General features: G+C 57.5%; 12 protein-coding genes and 1 pseudogene. 6 read left to right on the plus strand and 7 right to left on the minus strand.

What is annotated here, in order from left to right; genetic code table 11:
* Positions 1-2,551: calcium-binding protein (locus KBY99_RS08845; protein WP_315857977.1), on the minus strand; the 2,551-nt coding region annotated here is incomplete at its 3' end.
* Positions 2,552-2,902: 351 nt separating this feature from the next.
* Between KBY99_RS08845 and KBY99_RS14940 the strand changes: the two are divergent.
* Positions 2,903-3,238, plus strand: a pseudogene (locus tag KBY99_RS14940) (hypothetical protein); the annotation flags it as partial.
* An 867-nt stretch (positions 3,239-4,105) separates the two neighbouring features.
* On the opposite strand, the gene KBY99_RS08855 reads toward KBY99_RS14940, so the two are convergent.
* Entirely contained in the window at positions 4,106-4,276 is a 171-nt protein-coding gene (locus KBY99_RS08855) for a hypothetical protein (protein WP_254998636.1), read from the minus strand.
* A 227-nt stretch (positions 4,277-4,503) separates the two neighbouring features.
* Here KBY99_RS08855 and KBY99_RS08860 point away from each other — a divergent pair, with 227 nt between their 5' ends.
* On the plus strand, positions 4,504-4,698 hold the full coding sequence (locus KBY99_RS08860; protein WP_254998639.1) for a hypothetical protein: 195 nt from the start codon (positions 4,504-4,506) through the stop codon (positions 4,696-4,698).
* 15 nt (positions 4,699-4,713) lie between these two features.
* Here KBY99_RS08860 and KBY99_RS08865 read toward each other — a convergent pair whose 3' ends face one another.
* The 5 genes from KBY99_RS08865 to recN all read right to left on the minus strand — a co-directional run bounded on the left by KBY99_RS08865 (position 4,714) and on the right by recN (position 12,412).
* The gene (locus tag KBY99_RS08865) at positions 4,714-6,606 is read right to left on the minus strand and encodes an autotransporter outer membrane beta-barrel domain-containing protein (protein WP_254998640.1); all 1,893 of its coding nucleotides are present in this window, start codon (positions 6,604-6,606) and stop codon (positions 4,714-4,716) included.
* Complete coding sequence (locus KBY99_RS08870) at positions 6,603-6,797, minus strand: hypothetical protein (RefSeq protein WP_254998642.1); 195 nt, start codon at positions 6,795-6,797, stop codon at positions 6,603-6,605. The genes KBY99_RS08865 and KBY99_RS08870 overlap by 4 nt, the downstream gene beginning before the upstream one ends.
* Before the next feature lie 143 nt (positions 6,798-6,940).
* A complete protein-coding gene (gene uvrA, locus KBY99_RS08875; protein ID WP_254998644.1) occupies positions 6,941-9,967 on the minus strand; it encodes an excinuclease ABC subunit UvrA in 3,027 nt (1,008 codons plus the stop codon).
* Positions 9,968-10,016: 49 nt separating this feature from the next.
* Positions 10,017-10,727 (minus strand): hypothetical protein, encoded by a 711-nt coding sequence (locus KBY99_RS08880; RefSeq protein ID WP_254998645.1) that lies wholly within the window; start codon positions 10,725-10,727, stop codon positions 10,017-10,019.
* A complete protein-coding gene (gene recN, locus KBY99_RS08885) occupies positions 10,724-12,412 on the minus strand; it encodes a DNA repair protein RecN (RefSeq protein ID WP_254998777.1) in 1,689 nt (562 codons plus the stop codon). The genes KBY99_RS08880 and recN overlap by 4 nt, the downstream gene beginning before the upstream one ends.
* 108 nt (positions 12,413-12,520) lie before the next feature.
* On the opposite strand from recN, the gene KBY99_RS08890 reads away from it, so the two are divergent.
* The 4 genes from KBY99_RS08890 to dnaN all read left to right on the plus strand — a co-directional run bounded on the left by KBY99_RS08890 (position 12,521) and on the right by dnaN (position 17,747).
* Positions 12,521-14,395 (plus strand): ABC1 kinase family protein, encoded by a 1,875-nt coding sequence (locus tag KBY99_RS08890; RefSeq protein ID WP_254942307.1) that lies wholly within the window; start codon positions 12,521-12,523, stop codon positions 14,393-14,395.
* Positions 14,396-14,426: 31 nt separating this feature from the next.
* On the plus strand, positions 14,427-15,032 hold the full coding sequence (locus tag KBY99_RS08895; protein ID WP_254998646.1) for an alpha/beta hydrolase: 606 nt from the start codon (positions 14,427-14,429) through the stop codon (positions 15,030-15,032).
* Between the two features lie 85 nt (positions 15,033-15,117).
* Positions 15,118-16,176: a threonine synthase gene (thrC, locus tag KBY99_RS08900; RefSeq protein WP_106632543.1), complete on the plus strand. Its 1,059-nt coding sequence runs from the start codon at positions 15,118-15,120 to the stop codon at positions 16,174-16,176.
* Positions 16,177-16,601: 425 nt separating this feature from the next.
* Positions 16,602-17,747 carry a DNA polymerase III subunit beta gene (gene dnaN / locus KBY99_RS08905; protein WP_254935320.1) on the plus strand — a complete coding sequence of 382 codons (1,146 nt, stop codon included), beginning with the start codon at positions 16,602-16,604 and terminating at the stop codon, positions 17,745-17,747.
* Position 17,748: the final 1 nt, after the last annotated feature.

Raw genomic sequence — 17,748 nt, forward strand, 5'->3', positions numbered from 1 at the left:
TGGAGCCCGAGTTGGAATCGGTGACGGAAATGGTGTCATCACCAATGCCGCCGATGGCAGTTGCGCTGGTGCGGCCATAATAAAGATAACTGGAGCCGCTGATGGTCAGGCTGTCGTTGCCATCACCACCATCGAGGAGAGAAGATTTGGGTAGGCGAGAGTTGCCATTGGTATTCGCAGTGCTGTAGCCATTGATATATGCAGACAGGTTGTCATCACCGGCCTCGCCGTAGAGGCTGGCGTCTTTAACTGAGTAGGTAGTGAGATTATCGTTGTCTCCGCCACCGCGCAGTTCGGCCGTGGAGTAGTCATTGGCATAAAGGTTGTCAGTGCCGATGCCACCGCTCAATGTGGCGCTGCCGCCCTGTACATAGCTGCTGGAACCACCGACCTGGAGCTGGCCGCTAATACTCAGGTTGTCATTGCCATCACCACCATCGAGATTGAGGAGTAGGCCGGTGGCATTGAGGTTGTCGTTGCCGGTACCACCGATGAGGCTGTGGTTGCCAGAGAGCGACCGTGAGGTGAGGTTGTCGTTGCCGGTGCCGCCATCAAGGATGTTCGAGCCCTGATCGTCGGTGATGGCATCATCACCGGCATCTCCGTAGAGAGTGTCGTTACCGAAATTGCCCTGGATGGTGTCATTGCCATCGCCACCGCGGATGAGATCAGAGCCGGCCTGTCCATCGATGGTGTCGTTGCCGCCAAGGCCGTCGATGGTGTCATCGCCAAAACCGCCGATCAGCGTGTCGGCAAGGGCCGTTCCACTGATGGTCTGAGCTGTGGCCGGGGATCCGTCGGTGGGGAAATTAGGATTGAAATTGGCAGCAGTAAAGGCTGTTGCGGTGGTATTGCGGAAGATGGCAAGAACGGTGGCGGACCCTGTGAGACCGGCCGTGCCATCGGGATCAAAGGAGAGGAGAGTATCGGCGCCGTTTTGCTGGAGCGAGAGGAAGCCAGTGGAGAAGGGATTAGAGCCGTCGTAGGAGGTGGTGGCGTTGCGTAGGAGATCGCCGTAATCGATGACATCACCGCCAGTGCCGGTGGTGAAATCAGTGATCAAGAAGGGTTCTGGTGTGATGGCGGTTGAGGTGCCATCGGGGTTGGAGAGGAACTGGGCGCCAACGAGAAGTTTGCGGTACTGGGCAGCGGTGAGGACGATGGTGTCAACGCCTGTGCCTGTACTGATGGAGGTGGAGAAGGAACCAGCAACGGTGATGCGGTCGTTGCCGGTCCCGCCATCGACGGTGACTGAGGTGAAACCGGAGTTGGAGCCCGAGTTGGAATCGGTGACGGAAATGGTGTCATCACCAATGCCGCCGATGGCAGTTGCGCTGGTGCGGCCATAATAAAGATAACTGGAGCCGCTGATGGTCAGGCTGTCGTTGCCATCACCCCCATCGAGGAGAGAAGATTTGGGTAGGCGATTGTTGCCATCGGCAACTTGAGTATAGCCGCCATTGATATTTACATTCAGGTTATCATCTCCGGCCTCGCCGTAGAGGCTGGAATCTTTAACTCCGGAGGTAGAGAGGTTATCGTTATCGCCGCCACCACGCAGTTCCGCCGTGGAGTAGTTAGATGCACCAAGATAGTCACCGCCGATGCCACCGCTGAGTGTGGCGTTGCCGCCCTGCACATAGCTGCTGGAGCCACCAACATACAGCTCACCGGTGATAGATAGGTTGTCATTGCCATCACCACCATCGAGATTGAGGAGTAGGCCGGTGGCATTGAGGTTGTCGTTGCCGGTGCCACCGATGAGGCTGTGGTTGCCAGAGAGCGACCGTGAGGTGAGGGAATCGTTGCCGGTGCCGCCATCAAGGATGTTCGAGCCCTGATCGTCGGTGATGGCATCATCACCGGCATCTCCGTAGAGAGTGTCGTTACCGAAATTGCCCTGGATGGTGTCATTGCCATCGCCACCGCGGATGAGATCAGAACCAGCCTGTCCATCGATGGTGTCGTTGCCGCCAAGGCCGTCGATGGTGTCATCGCCAAAGCCACCGATCAGCGTGTCGGCAAGGGCGGTGCCGGTGAGCATTGCTGCTTCCGCCAGCAGCGTGGTGCTGCCGACCTGGATCAGGATCTGATCGCTCTGCTTCACCAAAGTCTGCTGATCCGCGTTAGCCAGAAGTTGCCCCAGCAAACCCGCGAAATGCTCCCCCTCATCCCCAGGAGTATCCACCGCATTCAGTAGACCATCCAGGTGATGCCCCAGCTCTTCCGTAAGAACCGCAATCACCTGCTCCTTGCTCGCCTCCGCTAACCAGTCGGCATTGATATAGATGGTGCCCGTGGAGATGGCATAAGCCCCTAGTGCGCCGTTGATGTCCGCTGAGGAGAGCAGCACGATCGGCGGCAGACCGCTGAAATCCCCCGCAGACCACTGGGTAGTCAGGTCAGTAAGTGCCTGAGGTTCCCCGTTCAGTAGCAGTGCCTCTTGGGCTGCGGTAGTTAGGCGGCCACTGGCAGACCAGCTCTGAAGCAGCAGGTGCCACTCGGGCAGAAGGGCACTAAGGAGGTTCGTCGCGGCATTAGAAATTGCCATTCAGTCCTCTCCCTGCAGTGGATTAGGGAAGAGACCCAGAACCAATTCCGACTCTCTTCATATTTTCTTCAAATCTTACCCTCCCCCTTGCGACCCAGGAGTGGCTCTGCGGACTTGGAACGGGTGCTTATGCGCACACTGCTTGAGTAGTCACCTTGCTTTATGCAAATCCTGCATAAATCTTGAGCGGTCTTTGCCGCCTCGTTCAACCCCAACCCTTAGGTTCGCTCAGTGGTAGTCACCCATTTATGTCTTGGCAGGACTAGCGGCGCAATGGTTGCGCCTCTACCCCCATAACTCCAAGCCAAGACCCGCCAATGCCGCTGCCATCTAAAGCACGAGGACGCAGCAACTTCAGCAGCAGGCGTGAGAAAGTGATTTTATGACCCCTTCTTCAACTACGGGCACTACGACAGGTTGGAATGCGATTGTCTCAGTGAATGGCACCCAAGCTTCCTGAATGGAGCGCCCAAGTGCCACTGGGGCTCAAGGATGCTGAATCGATCGTTAGAGACAAGTTGCCATAAAAGTAGTAAGATCAAGCGAATATCACCAGGGCAGCAACATCTACCTTTTGCTTTTGATTTGCGCTTCAATCAAATCTCTGCTGATTGGCATAAAATAGCAGTGAGATTTAGAAGAGCCAACGGCATCCGTGATGGCGATAGGGAGCGAAGTATTTGGTAGTTGCGTTGGAGAAATAAATGTATCATTAGAGGTCCGGAATGGAGACGACTGGCTTCGGTGCCGGTGGAAACATATGAGATTATTTTTAGGGAGGCAAATCGGATCAAGCTTGTCACCGGAGGCAGGAGATTCTGCCAGGCATTGGAGGCTTATTGAGGCTGGGGTTGAGTATGCTGAACAATAAAAACCCCTGTGTTGGCAGGAGCTTGGTAGGTTTGTGAGAGTTCAGTCTTAAATTGATGTGTTGTTGGTTCAGCATTCCTCCCTATCACGGCACTGGGTTGTCTGGATTCCGAATAGCTCCAGTAGGTTTCGCAGGAATGCTGGCACTACAAATTTCCTCCCACCGTCGTCGTTCCGTCCACGGCTTGCCACCAAGCCAGTTGATGCACCCTGACTCTTCAGGTTGAACTGCTGGTCATTAGGCGAAGTTTCCACCACACTGATGCTTGAGGTGGTTCCCTCAGAGACCCTGGCAGCACTTGCAGGACTAATGGAAAGGGGCAGTGATGCCAGTGCCACAGCGGCAGTGCTTGCCAGGGAAAGGCTGAGGCGGTTGAAGCGGGGCACGAAGACCTCTTGTCAAAGGATTGGAGTCCTTCCACTCTGCCCCATCAGCGCAGCGGTGTCTGCCTGGTGAGACAGGAGTTTGCAGGCAGGATCGGAAGTAGTTAATACGATTCGCCCATACACCATTGATGGAGAGGTGACTGTCATTAACAACGGTCACCTCAAAATCAAAGGCAACTATCCGTCTGGCACTCGTTCATTTCCAATGGCAACGTCTCCCAACGATTGCAAATGGAAATACATAGCCAAGACAATGTTGAAGCGTTTTATCTACACAGAAATCCTTCAAACTGAACGTTAAAAATCTATCACATCCAATAAGCGCCAATCGCTATCCACCAGGCGATGGCGCTTTTTTGTTGATTCAGCACGACGCTGAGCAACCCGATAGGCATCCGCCTGGTTCTGCTTGCTCTGGTAGCGATGCCAGTTGCCAATTTGGTCTTGCCATTCAATGTTGATGATCATCAGATCAACCCCACAACTCCAGACCCAATCCTGCCAATGCCGCTGCTCTCCTCAGGCACGAAGAAGCAGCAACCTCAGCAGCAGGTGCCTTGGATGCCGATTCCAGCGTTTCCGATGCCACTACTCCACCAGGCACTGCTGATACTAAAGAGAAGCCGTTGCCTGAATATCTCAGCGTTTTGCAGAGAACCGATTGCTGAGAAGCTGGAGCGACTAGAGGCACTCAAATGAAGACCATCACCATTCGCCTGCCTGATGTGGAGACGGCGATGTTGGTTGAAGTGCAGAAGGTCAATAAGGACTTAAATTATTTGGATTCTCTTAATTGGGGAGCCAAGTTAAGCCTAGCGGCAGGCCAACTTCTTGCTCAGGCAAAGCAACAATTAGGAATCTCGAAAATTGCAAAGGCAATGCTTGCATAGAGCGGGAAACAACCCTTAAAAGCTTATCGCATAAGTAATCAGACCTGTAATACTTGACATACCATTAAATGAATCTTGACGATACATACCAGTAAAGCCTATACGACTTTTTTTATCAATAGCATAATATGCGGCCAAGGTTGCGGCTGGTCGTACATTATTAGGGGTTGGATTTAATGCAACTGGATTTAAACCTGCGTAATTCGTTGCTGTATAGCTACCAACTGATGTTTGGATATCTGCTTCTACTCCGCCACTTCCCATCAAGCTCCATTGCTCATCGAGTTTATAAGTCGCGCCAATGCCTGCTAATGCAGTAGTCGCATTCATACTTAAGCCTGAGTATGCTAGTGGATTCAGTACGCTAGAGCTAGCGCCCTCTGTATATTCAGCCATCTTCGTTGTTGTGTAACGCAAGCCTGCATAAGGAGAAACAATAGCTTTATTACCTGACTTAATGCCATATTTAAAGTTAATAGCAGCACCTTGGCTAGTTAAGTTAGTTGATCCACTACCAGCTTCGCTTGTGCCTATAACAGGACGGGTGACTGTCATACCTTTTGAGTTGTATCCAAGCGAAGTCTTCACTTCCAATCCTGTCCCATCAGCCTTATCGTTCCACACCCCAAACAAACCGCCCATAGGGGTGCTATTACTGATTTTGGTAATACCGTTAGGGTTAGTAGCTGAAAGATTTTGATCTAAATAGGCGCCTACCCTAAAAGCATTGTTTATTCGATAGCCTCCAATTAATAAAGCGCTTACAGTATTGATAGTGGGATCGCTATTGAGTGTATTTCTTCCCCCAGTAGACATACAAACATTATTTTTTCCGAACAAATTGCAGTCGTAAGTTAATCCAGTAATAACAGCATTCTGTTGATTGCCAAATTGACCCTGCAATGCATTTGCTGTTTGTAGTAAAGAGTTATTGGTGTCAATACCTAACTGAGTGTAGTAGGTCAATTTGGCAGTATTGCCATTGGCAATTCCAGTAGAGGTGCCATAACCATAATCCGCTAAGTTCATCTCTGAATAGAAAGGATTTGAGACAATTGTTCCCCACATTGCTGACATCTCCCCATTACTCAAGAAACCAAGAAGAACATCACCGTTAGGAGTGACGTTTCCTAATGTTGTAAAACTTGAGACAGAGCTATTGGCTGGACCAGCACCAGACCCCCATATAAAGCCGTTGTTAAAACTAGAAAAAGTTAAGGCGCCCGAATTGGTAGATCCAAATAAAGAAGCATTTTGCATTTGCCAGGTAGTTCCACCAATCCATTGATAGGCTGGCGATGTAACACTGGGGTATGTTTGGTATAAATTTGCAGCTGGTGGAGTAGTTACAGCTGGGTCATAGGGAACGTTATAAGCCCAGTGAGCAAGGGTTAAAGTTGGATTACCAATAGTTTGAGCAAGTGGAGACCAAACACCATTGACAAGCACCATCCTGCCGACGCCGATAGTAACGTTCCCAGAAGAAGTGTCTGTAAACAAGATTTTCCACAAACCCTCAGTATTAATGCTTCCACTCAAAGTGAGGTTTTGCTGTGTGGAAGCGCCATTGTTATAGGATATATTGCCAACAGCCGTCCCTGTCCACTGGCCGTTGACAACAGCACCAAATGCCCAAGTAGTGGAATCTCCAACAGAAATAGGGTTACTCAACCCACCCGAGCTCGTGGTATCTACCTGCCAGGCCACTAAATTTGGAGTTGGATCATAATAATTTTTATTGGATAGAATGCTGTCCCAATTGGTAGAAGTATATTGTTGAGCAGAAGCATCTTTGCTCGAAAATATTCCCATCGCACCTACAAATAGTACAGCAATAGAAGTGAAAAATAAATTAGACCCGCTCCTTGCTGAAAAAGAACGCTTATTAGATTGTCTTGAAGAATTCATTGCAAGAATTTAATAAACATCAATTTCAAAATTGATAGCGTCTTAAGGGAATTTATTAAAATTGAAATTGAGATTTTAACTTTAAGATCCTCACCATATCCCCCTGAAAGAACGATATGAGATGGATTCACTTTCTCTTTCAGCAGCCCTGAGGTTTCTGCAGGAGCTGCTTTGAGTTGCTCCTCTGACATCAGAAGAAGCAAATAAGATCCATTAACTTCTAGCCCACCCTCCATTCCCTGTCAACAACCCTCAGTACTTCCTCCCAGTAGCCACCACCCAAGCCACTCCCAGGCCTTTCCCTACGCCTCCAAGACAACCCTCAAACCACTACTCAGACCGCCACCACCTCAGGAGGATGCTGAGCCAGCACCTGCTTGAGATACCTGCCCGTGTGACTGGTGGGATGCTCAGCCACCTCCTCAGGGGTGCCCGTCACCACGATCTCACCGCCCTTATCGCCCCCATCAGGACCGAGATCAATAATCCAGTCGGCACAGCGGATCACATCGAGGTTGTGCTCGATCACCAGGATGGAATTGCCCTTATCCACAAGGCGCTGCATCACATCCATCAACTTATGCACATCAAAGAAGCTGAGTCCGGTGGTGGGTTCGTCGATCAAATAGAGCGTTTTTCCGGTGGCGCGCTTGGAAAGTTCGGTGGCCAATTTCACCCGCTGGGCCTCACCGCCTGAGAGGGTGGGCGCCGGCTGGCCGAGCTTCACGTAGCCCAAGCCCACATCCACCAAGGTGCGCAACCGATCGGCAGCCTGCGGGATAGCCGAAAACACATCGGCGGCCTGCTCCACCGTCATTTCCAGCACATCAGCAATCGTATGACCCTTGTAGGTCACCTGCAACGTTTCGCGGTTGTAGCGGGCACCCTTACATACATCGCACTGCACATATACATCCGGCAGGAAGTTCATCTCAATCACATTGACGCCCTGGCCACTGCACGCCTCACAGCGGCCACCCTTCACGTTGAAACTGAACTGACCCACCTGATAACCGCGAGCCTTGGCCTCCACCGTGGCCGCAAACACCTGACGGATCGGGTCAAAAGCGCCCGTATAGGTGGCGGGATTGGAGCGGGGCGTACGACCGATCGGTGATTGATCGATCACGATCACCTTGTCGATCGCCTTGATACCGCGCAGCTCACCTAAGCCAGGTGGAAATGGCACCTTCAGGCCCAGCTGGTGCTCCAAGGCCGGATGCAGCAGCTCATTCACCAGGGTGCTCTTGCCACTGCCACTCACCCCGGTGACGCACACCAGCCGCCCCAGTGGAATCTCCACATCGAAGCCGGCCAGGTTGTTGCGCTCGCAGTCCACCATCGTGAGCCGGCGGCTACCGGTACTGCGCCGCTCAGCTGGAGTTGGAATCGAGAGGCGGCCACTGAGGTATGCGCCAGTAAGGGAATCCTCTGCGGCCAGCAGATCCTCAAAGCTGCCCTCAGCCACAATGTGGCCGCCGTGCACCCCCGCCCCCGGGCCGATATCCACCACGTAGTCGGCAGCACGAATCGTGTCTTCGTCGTGCTCCACCACGATCAAGGTGTTGCCTAGATCCCGCAACTTCAGCAGGGTATTAAGCAGTCGGTCGTTGTCACGCTGGTGCAAACCAATGCTCGGCTCATCCAGCACGTAGAGCACTCCGGTGAGGCCAGCGCCGATCTGGGTCGCCAACCGAATCCGCTGGGCTTCGCCACCGCTGAGGGTCATGGCGGGCCGATCCAGGCTCAGATAATCGAGCCCCACATCCAGCAGAAACTTCAGGCGCAGCCTGATTTCCCGCAACACCAGATCACCGATCTGGATCTGGCGTGGATTGAGCAACGGATCAGCACCCTCGCTCTCGCCCACCCCCATCAGCGACTCAATCCGGCGCAGGGTTTCGCCCACGCTCACCGCCGTTAGTTCGTGGATGGCATAGGGGCCCACCCGCACCGCCAGCGCTTCCGGCCGTAATCGCAGGCCGTGGCAGGTGGCGCAGGGCACCAGCTCGAGAAACTTCTCCAGCTTTTGGCGCACAGATTCGCCGCTGGCGTCGCGCAACTGGCGCTCCAGGATTGGCAAAATACCTTCAAACGGACGCTCGTAGCCGGGGCTCTTGCGATAGCGGCTGTCGGCCTGAATGGTGATCGGCTCCTGGCTGCCATGCAGCAGCACCGCCTGCTGCTCAGCGCTGAGCTGATTCCAAGGCGTCTTGATCTCAAACTTGTAGGCCTCCCCAACCGAATAAAGCAGGGAGAAGTAATAGGAATTGTCCTTATCAGCCCAAGGCGCAATCGCCGCATAAACGGGCAGGGAGGGATCGGGCAACACCCGCTCGGCGGTGAACTTGCGCAGGTGGCCGATGCCGTGGCAGTCGGGGCAGGCGCCGTAGGGGCTGTTGAAGGAGAACAGCCGCGGCGACAGCTCTTCCATCACGGCGCCGTGCACCGGGCAGGCGAAATTTTCCGAATAGAGCCGCTCCCGCTCCACCCCATCGGGCAGCTCCTCATCGGCCTTGGGCACCACCTCCACCAGCGCCAGACCATCACCCCTTTTAAGAGCGGTGCGCAGCGAATCGGTGAGCCGCTCCTGCACCCCTTCCCTCGCCACCAGCCGGTCCACCACCACCTCAATGTTGTGGGCGTGGTTTTTATCTAGCTCGATGTTGTCGGCGAGCTCGCGCACTTCGCCATTGATGCGCACCCGCGCAAAGCCCTCGGCCACCAGACCGCCCAGCAGCTTGACGTGGCTACCTTTCTTGCCGCGCACCACCGGCGCCAGTAGTTGGTAGCGGGTGCCCTCGGGCAAGGCCAGGATCTGGTCCACCATCTCGTCGATGGTCTGGGGCCGAATCGAGCGATCGCACTGGGGACAATGGGGTTCCCCAGCCCGGCCGAACAGCAGGCGCAGGTAGTCCTGGATCTCCGTCACCGTGCCAACGGTGGAGCGGGGATTGTGGCTGGTGGACTTCTGGTCGATCGAGATGGCCGGTGAGAGCCCCTCGATCGCATCCACATCGGGCTTATCCACCTGGCCCAGAAACTGGCGCGCATAGGCCGACAAGCTCTCGACGTAGCGGCGCTGGCCCTCGGCAAAGATCGTGTCAAAAGCCAGCGAGCTCTTACCGCTGCCGCTCACACCGGTAAACACCACCAGGCGATTGCGCGGGATGGTGAGGTCTACGTTTTTGAGATTGTGCTGACGGGCGCCCCGCACCCGGATCACATCCTCAAAAGAGCCGCCGCTGAGCACACGGCTCGGGTCAAGGGCCTTTTCGTGAACGGTCTGGGCGAGGGTTCTGCTAGCGGCTGCACCGTTGGTGGCAGAGCTAGAGGCTGCAGAGCTCTTGGCGCGGGGCATCCTGCAGGTTCAGCAACGACGCACTCTAGGAGCAGTGCCAGGCTAACTGTCAGCCGAGGGTGTTGATGGCACGAGCCAGGATCACGATGAACACGAGAATCATTGAAGAGCTATGGATCAGCTGCAGGGTCTTGAGTTTGGATCCGATTAACAGATGCCCCTCAGGTGCTGCAAAACAGTTGCTGGATACTGCTGTGAAATAGAGATAATCGATCGGCCCGGGGATCCAGTCGGCCGAATGGAAACGCACATCCTCGATCGCCTCTTCCGGAAACAGAATACCCAGCGGTAGCCTGGGCTTCTTGGCGGAGTGAGCATCAGCGCTAATCAGGCGCAAGGGGTGATCGAAATACCAGTACCAGAAAAAGAAACTCAGATTCACCGAGATATACAACAGCAGACCATCCAGCAACAGCGCATAGGAAGCGATTCCCAGGCGCACGATGCCAAAGTTCAGTGAAGACAGATTTGCTATCACCTCAGCCGAGCCGAGGGCTCCCAACAGTGCCAGCAGCCGGCGCGAACAGGCTGCGTTTCGGCGCAGCCTGGGTAGATAGGCCCACAACAACAAAGCCAGGAACAGCACCAGGCTGAGGGCGTAGGCCAGCATCAGCCCGTAGAGGCATGCCACAAGCCAACTGGGTAAGGCGATCTGCCGGTGCAGAAAATGCTGCAGCAGCTGCCAGCGGATCAGCGCTCCGATCAGCACGGACGCCAGCAACGCGCTCACATAGGGCAACGCGGCGCGGGCGCTACTCATGAACCATGGGCCTCCAGCAGGCTGGCGGCATAACTGCGGGCCTCGCCGGAATCGCCACCCGCCAGTTCGGCCAGCTCCGCCTGACGGTCCTGGGTGTCCCGCAGCTGGGACACCCGCGTATGGGTAACACCCTCCAACACCTGCTTGGAAACGCGGAAGTGGTGGTCTGCCGCCGCGGCCACCAGGGGTTGGTGGGTGACGCAAAACACCTGGCGCTGCTTAGCCAGGCGAGCCAGCAACTCGGCCATGGCGCCGCTCACCCGGCCACTCACGCCCGTGTCGATCTCATCGAAAAGCAGGGTGACGTGCTGGTCTGCCGCGGCCAGACAGGTTTTCAGAGCCAGCAGAAAGCGCGACATCTCACCGCCTGAAGCCACCTCAGCCAGGGGCGCCAGGGGCACACCCGGGTTGGCGGAAAACTGAAACTGCACCGCATCGGCTCCCTCCTCCCCCGCTGGCGCGGGTGCAATCGCCACCGCGAAGCGCACATTGGCCAATCCCATCGGCCGCAGCGCCTGCATCAGTTGCTGCTCCAGGGCAGCGGCGGCCTGACGGCGGGCGGCGCTGAGCGAGGCATTGGCCTGATCGCGAAGCTGGCGGGCTCGCTGCTCCGCCAGCTCCAGGGCCTCCAGGGAAGCTTCGCCACCGCCGGGGGCCAGTTGCTGGCGCAGGCGATCGCGCAGGGCGATCAAGCCAGCCAAATCCTGGCCATGGCGCCGCTCCAGGGCCTTGAGCTGGGCCATGCGCTCCTGCAGCTCCGCCAAGCTTTCTGGGTCACTATCAAGACCAGATCCGTAGCGATCCAGATCGCGGGCCAGATCCTGCAAAGCCACCAAACCATCGCTACAGCAACTGCGCAGCTCACTGACGCCGCCATCTAAGGCCTCCATCTGCAGCAGCTCCTGTTCGCAGGCGGCCAGGTGATCCAGCACCGATGGCGCCTGCTCTGCCCCCTCCAGCAAGCGGCCCAGCAAAACCATCACCCCCTCCTGCAGCCGCACCCCATGGGCGAGGCGGTTTTCCTCGTTTTGGAGCTGCTGACGCTCCTGGGGATCTTGCAGCTGGGCCGCCTCCAGGTCGGCCAGCAGTTGCTCCTGGGCCGCGCGCTGCTGCTGTAGCTGGTCCCAGTCGCTGCGGGCCTGCTCCAACGCCGCCGCCGCCTGTTTCCACTGGCGCCAGGCCGCCGCGACCGGCGCCAGCAAAAGCGGAAGGCCTTCGCCACCAAAACGATCCAGCCAGCGGCGCTGCTGACCGGGCCGCGCCAGCTGCTGGGTTTGGCCCTGAACCGTGAGATCGAGCAGCAGGGGGCGCAGCTCCTGGATCTGGGCCCGGCTCACCACCACGCCATTAAGCCGATTGCGGCTGCTCAAGCGCTCCTCCGTGAGGCGCCACTCGCGCGAAAGCAGCAGTTCGCCCTCCTCAACCTCCAGCTCCTGCTGCTGCAACCAGGCCTGCAAAGGGGGCGAAAGGCTGAAGCTGGCCTCGATCGTGCCGCGCTCAGCGCCGCGCCGCAGCAGCCGGGCGCCGGCGCTGCCCTGGGCCCCACCCAAAAGGGCATCGAGGGCATCAAGCAGGATCGATTTACCTGCTCCCGTCTCACCGGTCAGCACCGTGAAGCCCTCGCTGAAGCTGAGCTCCAGCCGCTCGATCAGGGCGATGTTGCTGAGGCGCAGTCCCGTGAGCACGTCGGCCTCCGCTAACCGGACTGGGGTACCGGCCAGACCGTAGCGGTAGTGGGATTCGTTTAGAAGGGGTTTGGTGCGCCTTAGCGGTGCTTTGCCCGCCCAACTCCCATGGATCCCGACAACAACCAAGCCGAGTTGGGTGATTTTCTGGAGGCCGCCGGCCTGCTGAGCTACGACCCAGCCGCCATCACCCGGATTTACACCGGCCACCCGCAACGGCTATTCCGGCGCCTGTGGCAAACCCTGGTGCCAATCGGGCTCTATCTACTTGGGGTGGGCTTTGACTGGCTCACCGGGCGGCTCAAGGCTGCGGAGGTAGCCAGGTCCCGCGCCAAGGAGGCAGCGGATCTAGTGGCTTCGCTCGGCCCCGCTTTCATCAAAGCCGGCCAGGCCCTCTCCACCCGGCCCGACATCGTGCCACCGCTGCTGCTGGAGGAACTTGCCCAGCTGCAAGACCAGCTGCCGGGCTTCGACTCCGCCCTGGCGATGGCCTGCATCGAAGAGGACCTGGGCGCTGCAGTACTCGACATCTACGAGCAACTTGACGCCGAGCCGATCTCGGCCGCTTCGCTGGGCCAGGTGCACAAGGGCGTGCTCAAGGGGGGTCAGGCGGTGGCCGTAAAGGTGCAGCGCCCGGGCCTGCGGGAGCAAATCACGCTCGACCTTTACATCGTGCGCAACATCGCTTCCTGGCTTAACCAAAACGTCGGCCTAATCCGCTCCGACCTGGTGGCCCTGATCGATGAACTGGGCAAGCGGGTGTTTGAGGAGATGGACTACTTCAACGAAGCCGCCAACGCCGAGCGCTTCGCCGAATTACACGCCCACAATCCCCGTATCACCGTTCCCCGCATCTACCACCAGGCCACTAGCCGCCGGGTGCTCACGATGGAATGGATGGAGGGGGTGAAGCTCACCAATCTCGAAGCGGTGCGCGGCATCGGCGTAGACCCCGACGACATGGTGAACGTCGGTGTTAACTGCAGCCTGCAGCAATTACTAGAGCACGGCTTTTTCCACGCCGACCCCCACCCCGGCAACCTGTTGGCTATGGCAGATGGCCGGCTCGCCTACCTCGACTTCGGCATGATGAGCGAGGTGAGCCGCGAATCGCGCACCGGCCTGATTCAGGCGGTTGTGCACCTGGTAAATCGCAGTTTCGGCAAGCTGAGTAAGGATTTCGTCAGCCTGGGCTTCCTGGCCGAAGACGTAAATCTCGAGCCGATAGTGCCAGCTTTTGAAAAGGTGTTCGGTCAAGCGATCGAGCAGGGAGTCAGCCGCATGGATTTCAAAGCGGTCACGGATGACCTTTCCGGCGTGATGTATCGCTTCCCCTTCCAGGTGCCGCCCTACTACGCCCTAATCATCCGCTCGCTGGTGACCCTGGAGGGAATCGCCCTCAGCGTTGATCCCGAGTTCAAGATCCTTGGCGCCGCCTACCCCTACTTCGCCCGGCGGCTGATGGAAGACCCCGATCCCACCCTGCGCCAGAGCCTCAAGGAGATGCTCTTCGACGGCGACATCTTCCGCTGGCAACGGCTCGACAACCTGATCGCTAGCGCCTCCCAAGGAGCCCAGCTCGATCTCGAAGGGCTACTGGATCAAGTGCTGAGCTTTCTTTTCTCAGCCAACGGCGGGCTGCTACGCCAACAGCTGGTAGACGCCATGGTGGGCCGCATGGACGCCATGGCCTGGCAAACCACCCTGCGCATCGGCAAGCGCCTGCCAGAGCGGTTCCAACCTCCAGGTTTGCGCCGTCACCGGCTAAGCGAGGCGGCTGAACCGCTGCTCGACCTCGAGCCGGTGCGCCAGTTAATGGGCATACTCAAAGCCCTGCCCGGCTTCGAACCCCAGATGCTGCTGCGCCGCCTGCCACGCCTTGTGGGAGAACCGGAACTACGCCAGATGGGAGTTCAACTAGCCAAGGGTCTGGCCGAGCGCAGCATGGTTCGCCTGGTGCGAGATGTGCTCGTCGCCGCCTGAATTTGAAAGCAATCGCCGTAGGCTTATCGCCATGCAAATAGCGTCGTTAGGCCGTAAGCGTCAGGCCCTTGTTGCCATCGCCCTGGGCCTGAGCCTGGTCGTTCCCTGGCCTGCGGTCAGCCTGCCGCCAGCTAGTGCTGCTGAAAATCTGGTGTTTGTGAGCGGTGCCTTTCGCCGCTCCATCGCCGTTGCAGATCTGGAGCATCTGGCTAAGACCGGCCAAGCCCGAGGCCTGCTAGCCGATGTTTTGAGCTTCAGCCGCCAAAATCCCCAGGAAATCGCCAAGCTGCTCAACCAATCGATAAGCCTGCCTGTAACCCTGGTGAGCAGGCTGCTCAACACCCGAATCGGCGAGGCAATCCTGCAGCGCCTGTCTGTAATCGTGTTTCCGCTCAAGGCATCCCAGGCCGGGATTCCAGCCATGCGCTCCGCCATGGTGCTGGGGGTCGTTGAAGGCAACGGTTCGATATCTGCAATTTCTTTCTTACGCGCTTATCCAGCCCAGCAGATGGAAGTGAGCATCCCCGCCTTGATGAACCTGATCAGCAAAACCAGCTCGATCACCGAGCTGGTGCGCTTCTTCTCCGAATCACCGCTGGATGGGTTGCGCGGCGACGCGCCAGCTGCTGCGCCGTAGATTCACTGAAGTCACTGTCCAAATCGTGTCCTTGCTCCGTTCTCTGCAGCGTTTGAGCAAGGGCCCCTTTGCTGCCCGTCCCACCATGCAGGACTGGCCTGGACTGATCGAGGCCTATCGCCGCTGGCTGCCAGTTTCAGAGCGCACACCCGTAATCACCCTGCGGGAAGGTTCCACACCCCTGATCCCAGCCCCGGTGATCGCCGAAAGAATCGGCCGCGGCGTCAAGGTCTATCTGAAATACGACGGCCTCAACCCCACCGGCTCCTTTAAAGACCGGGGCATGACCATGGCGATTTCCAAAGCCAAGGAAGCCGGTTCTGAAGCAGTGATCTGCGCCAGCACGGGCAACACCTCGGCCGCCGCGGCCGCCTACGCCCGCCGCGGCGGCATGCGGGCCTTCGTGCTGATCCCAGATGGCTATGTGGCCCAGGGAAAACTGGCCCAAGCCCTGCTCTACGGAGCCGAGGTGATCGCCATCCAGGGCAACTTCGACAAAGCCCTGGCGATCGTGCAGGAAGTTGCCAACAAATACCCGGTCACCCTGGTGAATTCGGTGAACCCCTACCGATTGCAGGGGCAAAAAACCGCCGCCTTCGAGGTGGTGGATGCCCTTGGTGAAGCGCCGGACTGGCTTTGCATCCCGGTTGGTAACGCGGGCAACATCAGCGCCTACTGGATGGGATTCAACGAGTACCTAAAAGAGGGCCATTGCCGCAAACTGCCCCGAATGATGGGCTTTCAAGCGGCGGGTTCTGCTCCTTTGGTGCTGGGCCACACAGTTGAGCAACCAGACACCATCGCCACGGCGATCCGCATCGGCAACCCGGTGAATCGCGAAAAGGCCCTAAACGTGCGCAGCGAAAGCGGTGGCAACTTCATGGCCGTCACTGACGCTGAAATCATCGATGCCTACAAGCTGCTGGGCAGCGGCGAGGGCGTGTTCTGCGAGCCAGCTAGTGCCGCCTCGGTCGCAGGCCTGCTCAAGCACCACCAGGAGGTGCCCCAGGGAGCCACGGTGGTTTGTGTGCTCACCGGCAACGGCCTCAAGGATCCAACTACCGCCATCGAAAACAATGACGCCCGCTTCCATACCGGTCTGGAGGCGGACACCGCCAAGGTGGCCGAAGTGATGGGTTTTTAAACAAGCCCAGACCTAGCCCAAGCCCAGACCCAACCAAAACCTTCAACCAATCAGCAAAGCGTCTGCTGAACAGCTGGGGAAAAGGCCCTAGAAACCGCGGAGAAGCTCTCGCCTTAGCCAAGCTCCTCAATCCCAATTTTTTCCACACCTGCTGGAAACAGCGGAAAAGCTGATTTTTACCCCAGCTGGCCTAGGTCAAACCCCAGGGCTGATCCAGATCAAACCCAGCTGCAGCGGAGAGTTTTTCGGTTTTCCCCGGTTTCCTCAACCCCTACTAAAACGGTTTTAATTTCTTTCTTGAACTTGATCAATCAAACCCTTAGAAGAGCGCAGCAAGACGGATCACCGGCGTTGCGAAATCAGCCGCCCTGTGGAAGCGTGGGGTCACCCTTGATCAAGCCGTCAGGCTCCCCAGCACAAACGCCATGAAGCTGGTCTGCTCCCAGTCTGAACTCAGCTCCAGCCTGCAGCTGGTGAGCCGGGCCGTGGCCAGTCGTCCCACCCATCCGGTGCTGGCAAACGTGCTGCTCACCGCTGATGCGGGCACGGGTCGACTCAGCCTCACCGGTTTTGATCTCAGCCTGGGTATCCAGACGAGCATCAGCGCCAGCGTTGAGACCAGCGGCGCCATCACCCTGCCCGCCCGGTTGTTTGGCGAAATTGTTTCGCGCCTCTCGAGTGATAGCCCGATCACGCTGAACTGCGCTGAGGGTTCCGAGCAGGTGGAGCTCACCAGCCTTTCGGGCAGCTACCAGATGCGGGGCATGCCTGCCGATGATTTTCCTGACCTGCCCCTAGTCCAGAGCGGTACGCCGATTCGTCTGGAAGCGGAAGCCCTGGTTAAGGGGCTGCGCGCCACCCTTTTTGCCAGCAGTGGCGATGAAGCCAAGCAACTGCTCACTGGTGTGCACCTGGGACTTGATCCTGCCGGGCTGGAATGTGCGGCAACCGATGGCCATCGCCTGGCCGTGCTCCGGCTTGCCCATGCGACCGCCTCTGGGCAAAACGAAGCCGAGGAGCCTTTTGCCGTCACCGTGCCAGCTCGCTCGTTGCGGGAGCTGGAGCGTCTGCTCTCAGGACGTCAATCTGAAGAGCCCTTGAGCCTGTTCTGTGATCGCGGCCAGGTGGTGTTCCTTTGGGCCGACCAGGTGCTCACCAGCCGCAGCCTTGATGGCACCTACCCCAACTACCGCCAGCTGATTCCAGAGAGCTTCACGCGCACGATCAACCTCGAGCGCCGCGCCCTGGTTTCGGCTCTTGAGCGAGTGGCTGTGCTTGCTGACCAGCACAACAATGTCGTCAAGCTCAGTGCCGAGCCCGCCACCGGTCAAATATTGATTCAGGCCGATGCCCAGGACGTGGGTAGTGGTTCTGAAGGACTCGCTGCCACCATCGAGGGTGAAGCGATTCAGATTGCCTTCAACGTGCGCTACTTGCTCGATGGTCTCAAGGCCATGGCCTGTGATCGGGTGCTGTTGCAGTGCAACGCCCCCACCACGCCGGCGATTTTGACTCCTGCGGAAGGGGATCAATTCACCTACTTGGTGATGCCCGTTCAGATCCGCAGCTGAC

It is taken from the genome of Cyanobium sp. Maggiore-St4-Cus, from assembly GCF_024345615.1.
GTDB classification, from domain to species: domain Bacteria; phylum Cyanobacteriota; class Cyanobacteriia; order PCC-6307; family Cyanobiaceae; genus Cyanobium_A; species Cyanobium_A usitatum.